At 46.7% G+C, this 17,394-nt stretch carries 12 protein-coding genes; 1 reads left to right on the top strand and 11 read right to left on the bottom strand.

Annotated elements, in window-relative coordinates; genetic code table 11:
* From BM243_RS05485 to BM243_RS05440, 10 genes are all read right to left on the bottom strand, one after another.
* Positions 1-1,734 carry a glycoside hydrolase family 13 protein gene (locus tag BM243_RS05485; RefSeq protein ID WP_074911199.1) on the bottom strand — a complete coding sequence of 578 codons (1,734 nt, stop codon included), beginning with the start codon at positions 1,732-1,734 and terminating at the stop codon, positions 1-3.
* An 88-nt stretch (positions 1,735-1,822) separates the two neighbouring features.
* Entirely contained in the window at positions 1,823-2,857 is a 1,035-nt protein-coding gene (locus tag BM243_RS05480; protein WP_083422638.1) for a LacI family DNA-binding transcriptional regulator, read from the bottom strand.
* A gap of 29 nt (positions 2,858-2,886) precedes the next feature.
* Positions 2,887-3,972 carry an ABC transporter ATP-binding protein gene (locus BM243_RS05475; RefSeq protein ID WP_074911197.1) on the bottom strand — a complete coding sequence of 362 codons (1,086 nt, stop codon included), beginning with the start codon at positions 3,970-3,972 and terminating at the stop codon, positions 2,887-2,889.
* A 26-nt stretch (positions 3,973-3,998) separates the two neighbouring features.
* The gene (locus tag BM243_RS05470) at positions 3,999-4,904 is read right to left on the bottom strand and encodes a sugar ABC transporter permease (RefSeq protein WP_177213465.1); all 906 of its coding nucleotides are present in this window, start codon (positions 4,902-4,904) and stop codon (positions 3,999-4,001) included.
* Positions 4,904-6,988 (bottom strand): ABC transporter permease subunit, encoded by a 2,085-nt coding sequence (locus BM243_RS05465; protein WP_143093542.1) that lies wholly within the window; start codon positions 6,986-6,988, stop codon positions 4,904-4,906. The genes BM243_RS05470 and BM243_RS05465 overlap by 1 nt, the downstream gene beginning before the upstream one ends.
* A gap of 15 nt (positions 6,989-7,003) precedes the next feature.
* Complete coding sequence (locus tag BM243_RS05460) at positions 7,004-7,462, bottom strand: hypothetical protein (RefSeq protein WP_074911194.1); 459 nt, start codon at positions 7,460-7,462, stop codon at positions 7,004-7,006.
* 167 nt (positions 7,463-7,629) lie between these two features.
* Entirely contained in the window at positions 7,630-8,973 is a 1,344-nt protein-coding gene (locus tag BM243_RS05455) for a sugar ABC transporter substrate-binding protein (protein WP_074911192.1), read from the bottom strand.
* Between the two features lie 355 nt (positions 8,974-9,328).
* Entirely contained in the window at positions 9,329-11,704 is a 2,376-nt protein-coding gene (locus BM243_RS05450; protein WP_074911191.1) for a glycogen/starch/alpha-glucan phosphorylase, read from the bottom strand.
* Positions 11,705-11,706: 2 nt separating this feature from the next.
* Positions 11,707-13,185 (bottom strand): 4-alpha-glucanotransferase, encoded by a 1,479-nt coding sequence (malQ, locus tag BM243_RS05445; protein WP_074911530.1) that lies wholly within the window; start codon positions 13,183-13,185, stop codon positions 11,707-11,709.
* Positions 13,186-13,208: 23 nt separating this feature from the next.
* Positions 13,209-15,362: a TIM-barrel domain-containing protein gene (locus BM243_RS05440; protein WP_074911190.1), complete on the bottom strand. Its 2,154-nt coding sequence runs from the start codon at positions 15,360-15,362 to the stop codon at positions 13,209-13,211.
* 249 nt (positions 15,363-15,611) lie between these two features.
* Between BM243_RS05440 and BM243_RS05435 the strand changes: the two genes are divergently transcribed.
* Entirely contained in the window at positions 15,612-16,448 is an 837-nt protein-coding gene (locus tag BM243_RS05435) for a hypothetical protein (protein ID WP_074911188.1), read from the top strand.
* Positions 16,449-16,539: 91 nt separating this feature from the next.
* On the opposite strand, the gene BM243_RS05430 is transcribed toward BM243_RS05435, so the two are convergent.
* The gene (locus BM243_RS05430) at positions 16,540-17,394 is read right to left on the bottom strand and encodes a retropepsin-like aspartic protease (RefSeq protein ID WP_074911187.1); all 855 of its coding nucleotides are present in this window, start codon (positions 17,392-17,394) and stop codon (positions 16,540-16,542) included.

Below are 17,394 nucleotides of genomic sequence, written 5' to 3'. Positions count from 1 at the left end.
TTACTTTTTTACCAGCACAGCCAGGAACGACTGCCCTGAAAGAACAAAGCTGCCACCTTCATCCACTTCCTCACCGGTATAGAGATTGGTGCCGTGAAGGTTCTTCTCCAGGGTCACCCGTCTTTCATCTGGCGCCAGATTGAAAAACACCTCCACCCGGTCCTTCTCCTCTTCTCTCGTGAAGTGGAAGGTCTTTTCCTCCACGCTCTTTAAGGTGAAGTGGCCATGGGTAAGCACTGGATTCTCTTTTCTCAAACGGATCATCGTTTTGAAGAACGTCAGAAGCGTCTCATCCTGACGGTCCTTCTCAAAGATCATGGTCTTTCTGCATAGAGGATCCTTTCCACCGGAAAGACCGATTTCATCACCGTAATACACATAGGGCACCCCCTTGTAGAGGAACTGGAAGGCTGTGGCAAGCATGAGCTTCTTCTTGTTTCCACCAGACTCCGTCAAAAATCTTGGTACGTCATGGCTGCCTAGAAGATTCAGCATCTGGGCTGTGATGTCTTCCCGATAAAGCACCTGATTCTTCAGAAGCACCTGGAAAAATTCAGAAAGGGACAGCTCTTCCCTGGCAAAGGTATCCACCATGGCATGCCGGAAGGGATAGTTCATGATGGAATCCAGCTCCGTACCATCCAGGAAGGTCTCTGCTTCATGCATAATCTCCCCGATGAGCACCGCATCTTCTTTCTCCTCTTTCACAGCCTTCCGAAGATCTTTCAGAAAATCATGGGAAAGCTCATCGCAGACATCCAGGCGATAGCCGTCGATGCCCACCTCCCGGATCCAGTACCTGGCTACCTGAAGAAAATACTCCCGGATGCCCTGGTTTTTGAGATTCACCTTGGGCATATAGGACACATGGTTTGCAAAGGTGTAGTAGTTGGCCTTAGCCAGAGACACGGGATAGGAATCAATATGGTACCAGGGTGCATACTCCGACTTTTGCCCTTTTTCCAGCACATCCTGAAAGGCGAAGAAATCATGTCCAGTATGATTGAACACCGCATCAAAGACCACCCGGATCCCTGCCTCATGACAGAGCCTCACCAGTTCTTTGGTTTCTTCCAAAGAGCCGAATCTCGGGTCAATCTCCAGATAGTCTTTGGTATTGTACTTATGATTGGAGGAGGACGTGAACAGCGGTGTGAAATAGAGAAGCGTTACACCCAGATCTTTCAGATAGGGAATCTTCTCTGTGATGCCTTTGATGTTACCGCCAAAATGATTCTTTGTGGTGGGTCTAGCCCCCCAGGGCGCTAAGGTAGCCTCCTCAATGACCTGGTCGCTGCCTTCTCCCCGGTGGAAGCGGTCAGGAAAAATCTGGTAACAGACCGCTTCCTTCAGCCAGTCTGCCCCTTTGTAGACATCTTCCGAGGCAATATAGGGGAACTGGTAGGGTCTTAAGACCCTGGGCTTTTTCTCCCACACACCACGCTCGTCCATGACGTATCTTTTCCCCTCATGGGTGCGCAGCACAAAGTAGTAGGCATAGCGGTTTCTGTGGAGAGCCAGGGCAGTGTCATAGTAAGAGAACAGTTTGTCCGCGTAAGACTTTTTCAGAGTCTTGATCTTATAGAGGGCAGGCCACTGATAGCGGTCCCTGTAGTAAACCTTCACTTCAGAAAGGTCTCCTTTGGCTGCCCGGAGCCGCACATAAAGATGCTCCTCATCCAGAGGATAGGCATAGGGCACAGTGGTCTGGTGATATAATGCATGCAGATTCATGGGCAAAAAATCTCCTTTTTTCTGTCTGTACGGTTCGTGATGCTTACAAAAAAAGGGCCATAGACATTGCTACGGCACCTTATACATTCTACTTGGCCTCTCCCTCCGTGGACTGTCTTTTGACAATCTCATAGGGGATGATAAGCTTTCTGCCCTTTACCCCCTCATTGATGGCTTTTGCCAGAAGATCCACGGAATAGTATCCAAGATCAAAGGAATTGATGTCCACACTGGTCAGTGGAATATCAGAGTACCTGGAAAGGATACTGTTGTTGAAGCTGGCGATGGCCAGATCCTTGGGAATGGAGATTCCGGCGGTCTTGAAGACCTTGGTGGCACCAAAAGCAATGAGATCATCGGTGATGATGAGAGCGTCCGGCATGGGCGTAAGGTTCAGGATATCCACCCCATAGGTGTACCCTGTTTCCTCATCAAACTTCCCTGTATAGAGCAGCGTCTCATCAAAGGGAAGGTTACTTTCCTGCAGAGCTTTCTTGTACCCTTCTATTCTTTTCATGGTCACCATCTGTCCCACTTCACCGGCGATGAGGGCAATGCGTTTTCTGCCGATCATACTGAGATAAGTGGTGAGTTCATAAGCTGCCATATAGTTGTCGTTGTCCACATGATTGACCTTTTCCTTATGGTCATAGGGAGATCCGATGAGCGAGAAGGGAAACTCAATGCTTGAAAGATACTCCTGGCACTCGTCATTGACTTTACTGCTCATGAGGATGATGCCATCCACTTTGGAGCTTCTGATGAAGGTTTTGACGATTTCCAGTTCACTTTTCCCTTCGGTGGAGCTGGAGAGGAGCACATCATAGGAAGCGGATGCCGCGCCTTTGATGATGCCTCTCAGGGCTTCTGGGAAAAAGGGATTCAGAAGAAGGTCCTCAGAACGGTTCGGCAGAATCACCCCTAAAGTACCTGTTTTTTTGGATGCCAAAGAACGGGCGATGGCATTGGGATAATATCCCAGATCGTCCATGACTTTCAATACTCTTTTTCTCGTCTCCTCACTGATTTTCGGATGATTGGAAATCACCCGGGATACCGTGGAAGGCGAAACCTTTGCCTTTAGGGCCACATCTTTGACCGTGGTCTGATTCGTCTTAATCAAGGTCTTCTCCTCTCCCTTTCCTCTAGCTGTTACATATTGATTCTGTTTCCTGTCTCTGTATCAAAGAAGTGCAGGGATCCATGGTCGATGCCAAAGGTGTAGCTGACACCTTCATGGAACTCCAAATGCCCTGGAACAGAAATGACGACTTCATCTCCCGATGGCAGGTTGGTGTAAAGAATCTTCTCTTTACCCAGCATTTCCATCACATCCACTTTCACTTCGATCTTTTCGTCTGCTTCCCCGGTGAGGAATCTTTCCGAACGGATTCCAAGGGATACCTTCTTTCCTTCAAAAGCCTTCACATTGGCCTCATCCTGGGCACTTGGGGAAGCTTTGATGGATCCATCGTTGGAGATGAATCTTCCCCCTTCAATCTTCCCTTCAAAGACGTTCATGGTTGGGGAACCGATGAATCTTGCCACAAAAAGATTGGCAGGCTTATTGTAGAACTCATCAGGCTTACCCGCCTGCTGAATCTTTCCTTCGTTCATAAGAACGATCTTTGTAGCCATGGTCATGGCTTCTGTCTGGTCATGGGTCACATAGATGGACGTGGTCTCCAGGGATTTATGAAGACGCACCAGCTCCACTCTCATATGTTCACGAAGCTTCGCATCGAGGTTTGACAAAGGCTCATCCATGAGGAACACTCTTGGTTTTCTCACCATGGCACGGCCCAGGGCAACTCTCTGTCTCTGACCGCCGGAAATATCCGATGGTTTGGAGTGGAGATAATTGGTGATCTGAAGAAGCTCTGCCGCTTCTCTTACGCGTTCATCAATGACAGTCTTTCTCTCTTTTCTCATGGCGAGGGAAAAGGCCATATTGTCATAGACAGTCATATGAGGATAGAGGGCATAGCTCTGGAACACCATGGCAATGTCTCTGTCCTTGGATGGCACTTTATTCATTCTCTTGTCATTGAAAAGAAGATCTCCCTCTGTGATGGAGTTGAGGCCTGCAATCATTCTCAACAGGGTGGTCTTTCCGCAGCCTGAGGGTCCCAGGATAACGCAGAAATCTTTATCTTCTATTTCCAGGTCGATATTTCTTAAGGTAAACTCTTCCCGGCCTTCATATTTCTTGCCGATATTTTTTAACGATACTTTCATTTACTTCTACCTCCATGTTCCTTTTATTAACCCTTCACTGAGCCCTGGGCCAGTCCTGAAATCAGCTGCTTCTGGAGCACTGCAAACAGGATGACGATCGGTACAGCGGTGAGGAGCCCTCCAGCGGCAAAAGCCGGCTGGTTCAGTGTTTCTCTATTGTTCATGAGTGTGTAGAGCCCCTGGGCCAGCGTATAGTCATTGGCATTTGTCAGGAGCACCCTTGGCAGCAGATAGTCCATGAAAGGTCCGATGAAAGACCAGAGGGCAATGATCGAAAGCATTGGCCGCACAATGGGCATAATGATGAGTCTGTACACTTTCATGTTGGAACATCCGTCGATTTTCGCCGCATCATCCAGCTCCGTGGAGATGGAATCCATATATCCTTTCAGGATAAAGGTGTTGGCGGCAATACCACCACCGGCGTAAATGAGGATCAGCATCATCTGCCTGGTAAACACTGGGGCCACCGAAGAGATGATGGAGTGCATGGTGTAGTAAGCAGTGATTCCTGCGAAGGAAGGAATGGTTTGAATCAGCATGATGGCCATGAGGCTCGCTTTTCTTCCCTTGAATCGGAATCTGGAGTAAGCGTATCCTGTGAAGGAAACGATGAGGATGGTCAGAACCGCTGTCGCGATGGCGATGACCAGTGTATTTTTCACCCATAAAAGATACTTGGTTTCTGTGAACAGGAACTCAAAGTGCTTTAGGGAGAACATATAGCTATCATCTGTGATTTTATTGAGGATCAGATATCTGCCCTGATTGCCGTTAAAAGCTGAGATGATCATCTGGGACAGAGGCCACACAATGACAAAGGCCCATCCAATCAAAATAGCGTAGCTGACAAATAGAAGCAGTTTCCCCACCACGGTGAGAGGCTGTCTGTCTGACAGATACAGTTCTTGTTTTTTCTTGAAAATGCTCATTACAGTCTCTCCTCCTTAAAGGCTTTTGAATTCTTGAATCCAATGAATGCGAAGACCATAAGTCCTAGGGAGATGGCAATGGAGATCGAGGCACCGATGGCCTGATACTGGTTGTCCATGGTCAGCTTGTAGATATAGGAAATGAGGATATCCGAAGATCCCGCCAGGTTTCCGTACTTCGATGGATTAAAGGGTCCTCCACCATTAAAGAGATAGATGATGGAGAAGTTATTGAAGTTAAAGGTATACTGGTTCACCAGCAGCGGTGCTGTCTGGAAAAGCACCATGGGTAGGGTGATTCTTCTGATCTTCTGCCAGGTGTTGGCACCGTCGATGTCCGCCGCTTCATAAAGGTCTTCTGGGATTGCCTGAAGAACCCCCGTGGAGAGAAGGAACACATAAGAGCTTCCCAGCCACCCTTGCAGCATCACCAGAATGAATCTGGACCAGAAGGTGCTGTTCTTGAAGTCAATGGCAACGCCAAAGACATTCTGCACCACCTCCGTCAGAGCTCCCTGGGTTGAGAACATGATACTGAAGAACATGATGGTGATAAAAGCAGGTACTGCCCAAGGCAGAAGATAGATCATACGAAGAATGCCTTTTCCCTTGATTCTTGGATTGTTGGCAAGAAGCGCCAGTCCAAATCCGATGAAAATGGCTAAGGTGGTGGAGGTTAACGTCCAAATCACCGTCCATCCGAAGATCTGCCAGAAAACTGACCCGGCAAGTCCTTCTCCCAGAGCGATGAGCTTATAGTTCTGGATGCCCACCCAAGGGAACTTGCTCTGATTCTTTGGATCCATTCCAGTAAAGGAAAGGAGAATCGCTGTGAAAATCGGCACCAGAACGATGAAGGAAATGACAATAAGGGCAGGTATGGACACAAGATATGGGAATCCATCCTCTTCAATGGTCTGGGTGGTCTCAAACCAGTTTCTCTCCCGGATGCCTTTCATGACGCCTTTTTCCACGCCATAAACATCTCTGAAGTTCGCCACCATGATGCCCGCTGCAAAAAGAAGGAACACGATGGCCACTATGCCCTCAATCATGAAGATGAGAGACTTGTCAATTCTTCTGGCTCCTTCCGCAAGGCTTATGAGACCCGCGATGCCTTCGCCCTGGTAGTTTCCATAGCCTAAGGCGTACGGAATGGCCACCACATAGACAAAAATGAGACCAAGAAAGAACAGAGCTGCCTTCACCGGCTGTTTGTTCAAGAGCTGTCCAAGTCCCGGAATCAGTGCACCAGCGGCTGTGTTGACATGCAGCGTTTTCATGGTTTCAGAAGGTGTGTTTCTTCTGGCATCGGCCACGTCCGCATTGAGGACTCTTTTCTGAACCTTGATGTAGTCTTTCAGTTCAAACTTCTTGCTCTTAATGAGCTCTCGTTTCATTTTGTCCGGATCTTCGTATTCTTTTACACGGACGGCATACTGATAGTTTTTCTTCAGTTCCTTCTTTCCGTTCTTCAGTGCTTTATCAGAAATCAGGCCTTCTTTTCTTTTTTCTTTCAGTTCTGAAAGTCTTTTCTCGTAGACCGCATTCTGTTCACTCTTGAACCGGGCAATTTCCCTGCCGATGGCTTCCTTGTTTTCTTCTCCATGGTAGTTCTCGGCTTTTCGCAGGTCCTCTTCCAGTTTCTTGATGTTATAGATGATGTTTGGTATGAGCTTCTGATGAATGGACGCTTCTTTATAGAAATACTCCGCATCATAAGTCAGTCCTGTGTAGTCCTTGTAGAACTCCATTTTCGCCTTGCTTTCAAAATGCAGATGCTCCAGATGCTCCACATCTTTTGACAGTCCCTTTTCAAGAGATGCTTTATGCTGCACAGCTTTCTTTTTGAGATCCTCCAGGAATCTCTTTTCTTTGTGCTGGTATTCCTTCAGTTCCTTGAGATAAGGATGATCATTTTTCTTGCTTATCAATTCTTTCAGCTGAGTTTTCAAGGATTCTTTCTCTTTTGGAGAGCCTTCCCGGATTTTATCCTGGAGCAAGGCGACTTCCTTGAGATACAGGTTCTTTCTTTCATAGGTTCGTCCAATATAGTCATAAAGGACTTTACTGTATTTCGCCACGATCTCTTCCCACCTTTACAATTTTTTACTCTTGTTCAGCTCTTCAAATAGAGAGAGAACCGTCAGTATGAGGATCAGGTATCCTGCTATCACCAGATAGTAGAACACCGAATAAAAATTCAGTTCAAAGAATGTATAAGCCAGGCCTCCCACAAGAAGCACAGACCAGATGAAAATATAGATTTTGGTCAAGGTCAGTTTCTGATAGGTCAGAAACGTCAGAAGCGCAAACCCGACTGGGATGGCAATCTTAAAAAGATATCTGAACAGCTCCACCCCTACATAATCATTGAGGGTCGGAGGATTCTCTTTTGAAAAGGTCCCAAATGCTATGGCACTTTCTTTCCATGCTTCAAAAAGTGATGCGTCTTTTACCCGCATCAGCACATCCAGTGAACTGGCAAAGATGACCAGCGCCGCTGCGGCCAGGATGATATACAACTGTTTTTTGGGAAACTTCTGATAGGTGTTCATGCTTCTTCCTTTCTATGTTCTTCACATCTGTCTTGTTTCGGACTTCTCTTTTTGTCTTTGGTTTTTTGTCCATTCACTCTTATATCATTCTACCATCAAAACATCTTATAAGGTATAGAAAGAGAGGCCTAAGCCTCTCTTTCCCCCAAAAATCTATTCTGTCTATTCTAGAAGTTCAGCATCATTGCATCGAATGCTGCCTTGATTTCCTTATAAGCTGCCTCAGCATCTGCAGGCTTTACAGATGACCAGGACAGTACTGCGTTCTTCCATGTATCCCATACAGATCCCCATTCCTGGAACAGAGGTCTTGCAGGTGCATCCTGGTAGGAAGCAAGTACGTTCTCAATGATAGCCTTTTCCTGATCGGAAAGGTCAGAGCTCAGGTATACATCAGCAGGAACGTTTTCCATGATCTTGCCAGTACCCTTGAAGAAGTCTACAGCGTAGTCTGTGTTCATCAGTTCTACGATGAATGCTTCAGCAAGCGCCATTTTTTCGTCGTCGCCTTCATTTCTGGAGTTGATGGCAAGTCCCCATCCGCCCTTCCAGTGCTTCATTGGCTTTCCAGCAACAGTAACAGTTCCGATTGGCATGATTTCCAGGTTTTCTCCAGCCTGGGTTGTGAATGTGCCAGCATCCCATGGACCGGAAATTCTAGCTACGCCTGTTCCACCAGTGGTGAATTCGGTATCCAGGATACCCCAAGCAGCTTCAGCATCCCAAAGGGAAGCGTTGGTTTCCTGTGTCTTCTTCCAGTATTCAAAAATCGCTGTAACTGTAGCCTGCTTTTCTGGAGCAAGGTCAGCCCATTCAGCGGTGAAATCGGAGAAGAGTGTGCCGTCGTCGTTCTTTCCAAGAAGCTCGATGTCGGAGGAGTTCAGAACACCTACGCCAAACCAAGCATCAAACATTGGAATCAGAAGGTTCAGACCAGCTTCGTTCATTTCGATGCTCTTGGTCAGATCAATGCCTTCTGCTTCTGCGTTTGCCTTGTTTGCATAAACAACCAGTGTTTCAATGTTCATTGGGAATGCGAGGTAGTCGCCGTCCACGTTGAAGTTTCCGCCTAGACCTGCATCATAGTTTGCAAATCCGCCGATTTTCTCTGCCATTGCCTTTGCATCCATTGGTGCAAGAGCTTCGTTCTGGTTAAGACCAGCAAGTCTGTCCGCAGGGATAGCATATACGTCAGCGATGTCTTCATTGGATGGGTCTGTGCTGTCCAGAATGTCCAGCATATCAAATGCTCCAGTAATCTTCAGCTCAACGGAAGCGTCTGGGTTCTTTTCTAGGAATCTAGCAACAGCAGCTTCATAGTAAGCCTTCCAACCTTCTTCAGCCTGAACAGTAATGGAACCTGTAAGTCCTTCTTCGCCAGGCTCTTCACCTGGGGTCTCTACAGGAGTTTCTCCTGGGGTCTCTGGGGTTTCTGGTTCATCCTTGGATCCGCATGCAGCTACTGAAAGTGACAGCATCAGCGCAAGTACGAGTGAAGTGATTTTCTTCATTTTTTATCCTCCTAATACAGTTGTATTTTGATATATTGAATCAAACCGTAACCGTTTTCTTTCAAGTGAAAAGTAAAAGGTATATCCCGGAACACAGCCTGCTTGAATGGACACAGCCGCTCTGTCTCGGTGCATACGCTTGCACAAAAACTCAAATGAAAACGCTTTACTCTTTGATTATACCCTCTTATTTTGGAAAAATCTACCCTATTTTGTGAAAAAAGAGCAGATTTTGGCAAAATCTTCGTGCTAGCGGTTGCACAGCATATATCACTTTGCCAAAATCCTTGATTCCCATAAGAAATCCACTCTTGTCACATCTCTTTGATTTTCCCTTGTTTTGTTCTAGAACACGTTAGACTTCACGGGTTGTGATGCTCTCAATATTCCAGATTTCCTTGGCATATTCCTCAATGGTTCTGTCTGAGGAGAACTTTCCTGCAGAAGCCATATTGATGAATGCTTTTCTATAGAACTCCAGCTCATTTTTAAAATCTTCGCCAACTTTCTCCTGGGCTTCCACATAAGCATCAAAGTCCTTGATGACAAAGTAGTTGTCTGGAGTATGCCAGGAAGCACCCTTCAGAAGTGAGTTCTTCAGCTCTTCAAAGGTCTCTTGAGGCTTCAGGTCAAAGGTGCCGTCGGTGAGGGCATCCACTACCTTCTGCAGTCTCTTGTTCTTCTTCAGTTCCTTCACAGGATCATAACTGTCCTTGATTTCTTCAATCTGCTCTACTGTGAGCCCGAAGATATAGTTGTTCTCAAGTCCTGCTTCTTCTACGATCTCCACATTGGCTCCATCAAAGGTACCGATGGTGGGTGCACCGTTCAGCATGAACTTCATGTTTCCAGTACCGGAAGCTTCCTTGCCAGCTGTAGAAATCTGCTCGGAGATGTCCGCTGCGGGGAAGAGCCTCTGAGCGTAAGAAACGCCGTAGTTTTCCACAAAGACCACCTTGATTTTGCCCTTAATGCTCTCATCATTGTTCACAAGTTCTGCAATGGCATTGATGAACTTGATGATGGCTTTCGCTCTGTCATATCCTGGAGCTGCTTTAGCGCCAAAGATGAAGGTTCTTGGGGTGATGTCAAAGGTCTCGTCTTCCTTCAGCCTGTTGTAGAGATACAGGATATGGAAGGCATTTAAAATCTGTCTCTTGTATTCATGAAGACGCTTGATCTGGATGTCGAAAATCGAATTCTCATCAATGTCCACGCCTTCTTTTGCAAGGATATACTCCTTCAGCTCTTTCTTCTTGCTCTTTTTGATCTCAATGAATCTTCCGATGATTTCATCATCTGATGCAAACTTCTTCAGCTCTTTCAGATTGTCAAGGTTTGTGATCCACTCCTCATTTCCAAGAAGGTCTGTGATGAACTCTGCAAGACGAGGGTTCGCTTCCACAAGCCATCTTCTCTGGGTGATTCCATTGGTCTTGTTGTTGAACCGCTCTGGGTAAAGAAGATACCATTCACGAAGCTCGGTCTCCTTCAGGATGTTTGTATGAAGCTGAGCCACTCCGTTGGTGGAATGGGTGCCATAAATGGACAGCCACGCCATCTTGATGTTGCCGTCTGCGATGATGGCAAATTCAGAAAGCTTTTCTTCGGAAACCCCTTTCTCCAGAAGCTCCTTCTTCATCATGTTGTCGATCTTCACAATGATCTTGTACACATCCGGAAGAATCTTCTTGTAAAGCTTCACGGACCACTGCTCCAGAGCTTCCTTCAGAATGGTGTGGTTGGTGTATGCGAAGGTATCCACCGCAATGGACATGGCCTTCTTGAAGCTCACGCCTTCCAGTCCCAGAAGTCTTACAAGCTCAGGTACTGCCACCGCTGGATGGGTGTCATTCAGCTGCACTGCATGAAGCTTTGCAAAGTTCTTGAAATCATTATGGTTTTTCTTATGCTCCCGGATGAGGTCCTGCAGAGAAGCGGATACAAAGAAGTACTGCTGCTTCAGTCTCAGGATCTTTCCTTTTTCCATGGAGTCATTAGGATAAAGAACCTTGGAGATGTTCTCCGCATCGTTCTTCTCCTTTACCGCTTTATCGTAGTCCTGATTGTTGAAGGCACCAAAATCAAATACATTCACTGCTTCTGACTGCCAGAGTCTTAAAGTGTTGATGGTGTCTCCCCCAAATCCGATGATGGGTGTGTCGTAAGGCACTGCCACCACAGTCTGATCCTTGAAAGTCACAAGCACTTTTTTGTCCTCTCTTCTGACAGACCAGGAATCTCCCTGGGAAAGCCATTCATCGCCTTTTTCCACCTGATATCCGTTGATGAACTGCTGCTCAAAGATACCATAGTTATAGCGGATCCCATACCCTGTGAGGGAATAGTTCAAGGTCGCAGCAGAATCCAGGAAGCAGGCAGCCAGTCTTCCAAGACCGCCATTTCCAAGTCCTGCATCACTTTCCGCCTCTTCCAGAGCATTGTAGTCGATGCCCAGACCTTCCAGCATTTCCTTCATCTCTTCGAGCTTTCTCAGATTGATGAGGTTGTTGGAAAGAGCACGCCCCATGAGAAATTCTGCAGAAAGATAGTACGCCTTTTTCTTTCCGTCAAACTTCTTCAGAGATGCCTGCCACTGGGGCAGGATGTCTTCCATGATGGCCTTGGAAAATACAGTGTACTTTTCCTTGTTGCCAAGATCTTCAAAGTTCATTCCAAATGTTGTGAGGGCATATCCCTGCATTCTCGATGTAATCAATTCTCTATTCATTCTTATCTCCCGTATAATCTAGTAAGTCCAGCGATTTTTTCCGCCAGTCCTTCCGTCAGTGCGTCTTCTTTCATTCTCCAGGTCCAGTTGTTTCCAAGGGTGGATGGAATATTCATTCTTGCTTCTTCTCCAAGGCCCAGGAAATCCTGCATCGGGATGATGCACATATCTGCCACAGAGCTGAACGCTCCACGGATGAATCCCCAGTTTATGCCTTCTTCAAAGCTCAGCTTGAGATAATTTCCGGCATGCATGAGATCTTCCGACTTCACATTTTTCACCCATCCCATGATGGTGTCATTGTCGTGGGTTCCCGTATAGACCACACAGTTGTTCTTATAGGTGTGCGGCAGATAGTCGGACTCTTCTCTAGGATCGAAGGCAAACTGCAGAATTTTCATCCCAGGATACCCCGTCTCTTCGATGAGTTCATGCACTTCCTCTGTGAGGAATCCCAAGTCCTCTGCAATGATATCAAGATCTCCCAGCTCTTCCTTGACTTTTTTAAAGAGCTTGAAGTTTGGTCCTTTGGTCCATTTTCCTTTTACTGCGTTTTCAGAACCGTTTTTGATCTCCCAGTAGGCTTCAAATCCTCTGAAATGATCAATGCGCACCACATCATAGATGAGGAAGCTTGCACGGATTCTTTCCACCCACCACTGGTATCCATCCTTTTCCATGGCTTCCCAGTCATAAATGGGATTTCCCCAAAGCTGCCCTGTTTCTGAGAAAGCATCTGGAGGACATCCAGCCACAGTCAGGGGCACAAATTTCTCATCTACCTTGAAAAGCTCTTTATGGCCCCATAGATCTGAGCTGTCTTCCGCCACATAGATGGGAATATCTCCGATGATCCGGATGTTCTTGTCGTTGGCATAGCTCTTCAGGGCTTTCCACTGCTTGAAGAAGTAATACTGGACGAACACATGGAAGTACATTTCTTTCTCATGGTTTTTTTCAAACTCCAGCACTGCTTTTGATTTGTTGTCTTTATACTCTTTCGGCCATCTGAGCCAGGAAATCCCCTGATGCTCTGCTTTAATAGCCATAAAGAGGGCAAAATCACGAAGCCAGGACGCTTCTTCCTGATAGAAGGCATCCAGTTCTTTTTTGATGCTTCTTCGGGCTCTTTTATAAGCTCTTCTTAAAAGCTCCATTTTGTTTTTGTAGAGGATCCCATAATCCACCTTCTCTGGATTGTCTCCAAGAGGAAGCAGTCCTATTTCCTCTTCTTCCAGAAAACCTTCTTTCAAAAATTCATGAAGGTCAATGAAGTAAGGATTTCCAGCAAAGGCGGAGAAGTTCTGGTAAGGGGAATCCCCGTATCCCGTGATCCCCAAGGGCAGGATCTGCCATTCCTTCTGATTGGCTCTGTCTAAAAAGTCTACGAAGTCATAGGCACCTTTTCCAAAATCTCCAATCCCATAGGGACCTGGTAAGCTGGAAATGTGCATCAGTATACCGCTGCTGCGTCTTTTCATGCCTGTTCTCATTCAGCGAAGGGTTAACCCCGCTGAACTTTTACCTCCTCGTTCCATATTTCACCTGTGCCGTCCATGAGGGTGAAATTCACCGTCTGAAGGTCTGGATGATTGCTCTTTGCTTCCACTTTCATACCGCCGGTCTCCAGTTTTCTTGCATAGAGTGTTGTTTTGTAAATCTTACCTTGTTCATATCCGAAGCTTTCGCCATCGTCGTCATAAAGCACATAGACCGCTTCTGTATCCACATAACCAAGAACCTTCAGTATTGAAAGATCCTGGTCCTTCACCGTCTGGGAAGGCATGGTGTAAGGCATCAGCCTGTTCCTTCTTAAGAAGAACTTCAGATCCTCCAGTGAATAGGATACATAATGCACCCCATCTTTCAGAAGCGTAAGGGAGGAGTCATATTTTTTGAAGTCCACCAGCACCATGTCCTCAGGAAGATACACATATCTGCCCTTGGCATTTTGCGAAACCACCGGGGCGAGCATCAGCTCTTCTCCCAGCAGCATCTGATCTTCCGCCTGCTGAGCTTCTTCTCCGAAGAACTCGAAGGCTAGAGGGGTAAACATCATCCCGCCCGTTTCATAGGTCTTCAGCATCTCAGAGTACAGATAAGGAATCAGCATGTAGCGTCTTTCGATGTGCTTCTTGTTCGCTCTTGTGAGAACATCCCCAAAGGCATAGGGTTCCTGAACCCTGGTGCCGATGGCGGAGTGGTTTCGCAGAAGCGGTGTGAACACCGACAGCTGAAGCCATCTTGTGAGAAGCTCTCCGCTGACATGACCGCCAAATCCTCCTGTGTCCGCGCCCACATAGTAGAAACCGGACATATTGAGAGAAGGCAGCATACGAAGATTTAAGGAGAGGTGACTCCACCAGGAGCTGTTGTCTCCGGTCCAGAGGCCGCCGTATCGGTGCATCCCGATGGAGGAAGCTCTTGAAATGAGGACATGTCTCTTGCCCAGGTGCTTCTTGAGTCCTAAGGATGCAGACTTTGTCATCATGTATCCGTAAAGATTATGCACTTCCTCATTGGTGAGCCTTCTGTCCCCAATTTCATGGAAGAATCTTCTGTAGTATTCCAGCTTGTTGCCGATGTTCATGAACTTGTCCCGTAAGGAGAAGAACGCATTGACATTCAGGTTCCCGCCCTGGGCAAGGATGGCTGCTTCCACCCCTTCTTGTAGAGATGTCTCATCATAGAAGATGGCGGGTTCATTCATATCGTTCCAGACCCCTTCGATGCCTGCATCTGTAAGAATCTTATATTGGTCTCCAAACCACCTTTGGGTTTCTTCTTTCAGAAAATCCGGGAAGTGCACTTTTCCTGGCCATACGGCTGCCACATAAGGCTTGCCATCTTTATCCTTCACGAAGTGGTCTCCCTTAATGCCTTCTTCATAGACAGGGTATCCTTCTTCGATCTTCACCCCTGCATCAATGATGGGAATGAGCCTTACCCCTTCTTCCTTCATCTTCAAGGCCATATCCTTGAAATTCGGGAACCTTTCCTCAGAAAGGGTGAAGTCTTTAAAGTCCTCCATGTAATCCAGATCCAGATAAATACCATCCAGGGGAATCTCTTCTTCTTTGAAGGTTTCATAAACCTTCTTCACGTCCTCTTCTGTCTGATATCCCCATCTAGACTGGAAATACCCGAGACCCCACTTAGGCGGCATATAAGGCTTACCCGCAAGCTTATGGAAACTTGCTACAATCTCTTTGATGGATGCACCTTCCAGCAGATAAATATCAAAGTCTTGTCCATGGATCTCCACCTGAAGCTCCTCCAGGGTGGTGAATCCCACATCGTACTTTACTCTTCCAGGAAAATCGATGAAAAAGCCCGTGGCCACATCATCATCTTCCAGCACAAAAAAGTTATGAGCGCCATAAAGGGTTGTCTTATCCTCATGATGCAGCGGATCGTCGGTACAGTAGGACTCGTAGATCCTTCCTCTCTTATTGATCCCTCCAAGGTTTGGTCCAAGACCGTAGACCCGGTCATTTTCTGTCAGCTTCAGTGTGAATGAGATTCTTCCGCCCTCTTCCCGCAGTTCAATGGGAAGGTTCACTTCTACTTGTGTCTTCTCTCCCTGGATAACCCCAGTCTCCACAGGGTTTCCAAATCGAAAGCCTATGACGTTGTCTGTCATCTTAAATGCTTCCATTTTGACCTCCATCTGATTCAGTGCAACCGCTTGCACTAATTTCTTAAGTCCATTATATTATAAAATCGGCGATTGTAAAGGTTATTATGAAATTTTTATAGTCTCGTATTCTCACGTGGTATTTCAACCCAGTGATATCACCACTTTTTGAAGATCTTTCTTTGTTTCCTTTGAAAAATGTTATAATGGGAAGAACAAGGAATCTGAGAAGTCATCAAAATAACATCAGACCCAAAAAGGAGCACATAGATGTATAATTTTCTGGAAATCATCGCAAAGTCAAGAAGTATCGAATCCCTGCCCTCCCTGAAGTCCATCTATAAAAAAGTGAACAAAAAAATTACAGAAGGTGCCTATGCCCAAGAGGAACTCCAAGCTGTGGATCAGGCCTTCCAGGAAGGTATCACATTCACAATTGAGGATGGTACCGAGGTTCAGCTCATCAGCGGCATCATCTGTGCCGGCCATTCCTACTATGAACAGAAGGAGACCTTCGCCTACAGAATCGGAGAGAACAAATACCAGTGTCTCACCTGCCACAGAACCTTGCGAAAGTATGAGGAGATTGAGGAAAACATCATGTTTCCCTTGGACTGGAACCTTTCTGATGCAGAGTTTTTCACAAGCAACACCTACCCCTGGAAATTTGCAAAGATCATATCTGACGCCAAAAATGTCAGTGAGCTGCCGACACTGCCAAAGCTTTTAGACGAGCTCCGTGAGATGGAGCTCCTCAATGAGTGCATTTTCGACCAGGAGAAGAAGGCACTGGAAAGCAGCTGGCAAGAAGGCATCACCATCACCATCGGGGATGGCACCAAAGTGAAGCTGGTCTTTGGAAAAAGATGTGTTCTTCACCGGTTTAATACCCCACACATCAAGTATGCCTACGCCATCGGAGACAACGAGTATCTCTGCGGCAACTGCCTCTCTAAGGGAGCAGAGCATCCGGATATGATGGCTCTTCATCCTCTGGTGGAGGAGGAGCTGCTCTTCCCCATGGACTGGACGCGCTCTGGCATCGATCTTTGGCTGGAGAATGTGGAGCGAAGAATCGATGCTCTGTCCGAGGTGAAGAAGATTTAAATACAGCAGAACTTTTCTACATAACAAGAAATACGCTGAGAGACAAATTCCATGGGGACTTGTTTCTCAGCGTATTCATTTTATACTTGTATCAATCTAGAATTTGAAAGTGACGGCTTTTTCCGTCCATGGTCCATCTCTTTCCTTTCACCAAATCTATCCCTAGAAGACCTGAGATGGATCCCGGAACACTTCCAGGAATCTCGTAGTTCATGATTTCGATATGTTCCAGAGTCACTTCCTGCCCATATACAAAGAAGGTCAGCCTGTCCGCGATGTGCACCTCTTCCTCCGACCGGGAACCAATACCTTGTACTACTGTACTGGAAGAATGAAGGCCTTGGATCCGGTTCAGCCAGGAATCATCCAGCATGGTTTCAGTATGCCCCGTATCAAAACCCATGGGGTACTTCTCCCCTTGGTAGTCTATCTGAATTTCAGGAAACCTGTCCCATTTCAGAGAATCCTCCTGAGGGCTTACACCACCAGGTTTCACCAGGACCTCTCTCTTCCTCATATCAAAAGCGAACCTTAAATTTCCAATGACATCCCATCCTAAGATGAGATCTGCTGGAAATGCATTACCTTCCGAGTCATGTCCCAAATCCAGGGACTCGTCTGGCACCACGCCTGCAGATAGATTCTCCATCCGCTCCTGCCCTAGAACCAGACTGCCTACCTCGACAGTTCTGAAATCCATCTCCTTTCCTTGGTTGTTTCCTCCCCGAAGCTGAGACTGCTCCTTAAGACCCATTTCTTTTGCAAGAGAGGATCTGATGAAAGTTATTCCGGCCCCAGTATCAAAGAATGCAATGATTCCTCGTCCATTGAGGATCACCGGCAGAAAGATCAGCCCTGCGAACTGTTCCTTGGAGAAGCCCAGCTTACAGCCACTCTTGTCTTCCTCCTCTACCTTGTTATCTCTCTCAACATGATACTTTTCCAC

The sequence above is a fragment of the Proteiniclasticum ruminis genome, assembly GCF_900115135.1.
In the GTDB taxonomy this organism is placed as follows: Bacteria; Bacillota; Clostridia; order Clostridiales; family Clostridiaceae; genus Proteiniclasticum; species Proteiniclasticum ruminis_A.
The sequence above is the reverse complement of the archived record's forward strand: the minus strand, read 5'-3'. Positions and strand labels throughout refer to the sequence as shown.

Coding starts and splice junctions, on each gene's coding strand:
- BM243_RS05485 (WP_074911199.1), bottom strand. CDS start 1,734: ATGAATCTGCATGCATTATATCACCAGACCACTGTGCCCTATGCCTAT.
- BM243_RS05475 (WP_074911197.1), bottom strand. CDS start 3,972: ATGAAAGTATCGTTAAAAAATATCGGCAAGAAATATGAAGGCCGGGAA.
- BM243_RS05470 (WP_177213465.1), bottom strand. CDS start 4,904: ATGAGCATTTTCAAGAAAAAACAAGAACTGTATCTGTCAGACAGACAG.
- BM243_RS05460 (WP_074911194.1), bottom strand. CDS start 7,462: ATGAACACCTATCAGAAGTTTCCCAAAAAACAGTTGTATATCATCCTG.
- BM243_RS05455 (WP_074911192.1), bottom strand. CDS start 8,973: ATGAAGAAAATCACTTCACTCGTACTTGCGCTGATGCTGTCACTTTCA.
- BM243_RS05450 (WP_074911191.1), bottom strand. CDS start 11,704: ATGAATAGAGAATTGATTACATCGAGAATGCAGGGATATGCCCTCACA.
- malQ (WP_074911530.1), bottom strand. CDS start 13,185: ATGAAAAGACGCAGCAGCGGTATACTGATGCACATTTCCAGCTTACCA.
- BM243_RS05440 (WP_074911190.1), bottom strand. CDS start 15,362: ATGGAAGCATTTAAGATGACAGACAACGTCATAGGCTTTCGATTTGGA.
- BM243_RS05435 (WP_074911188.1), top strand. CDS start 15,612: ATGTATAATTTTCTGGAAATCATCGCAAAGTCAAGAAGTATCGAATCC.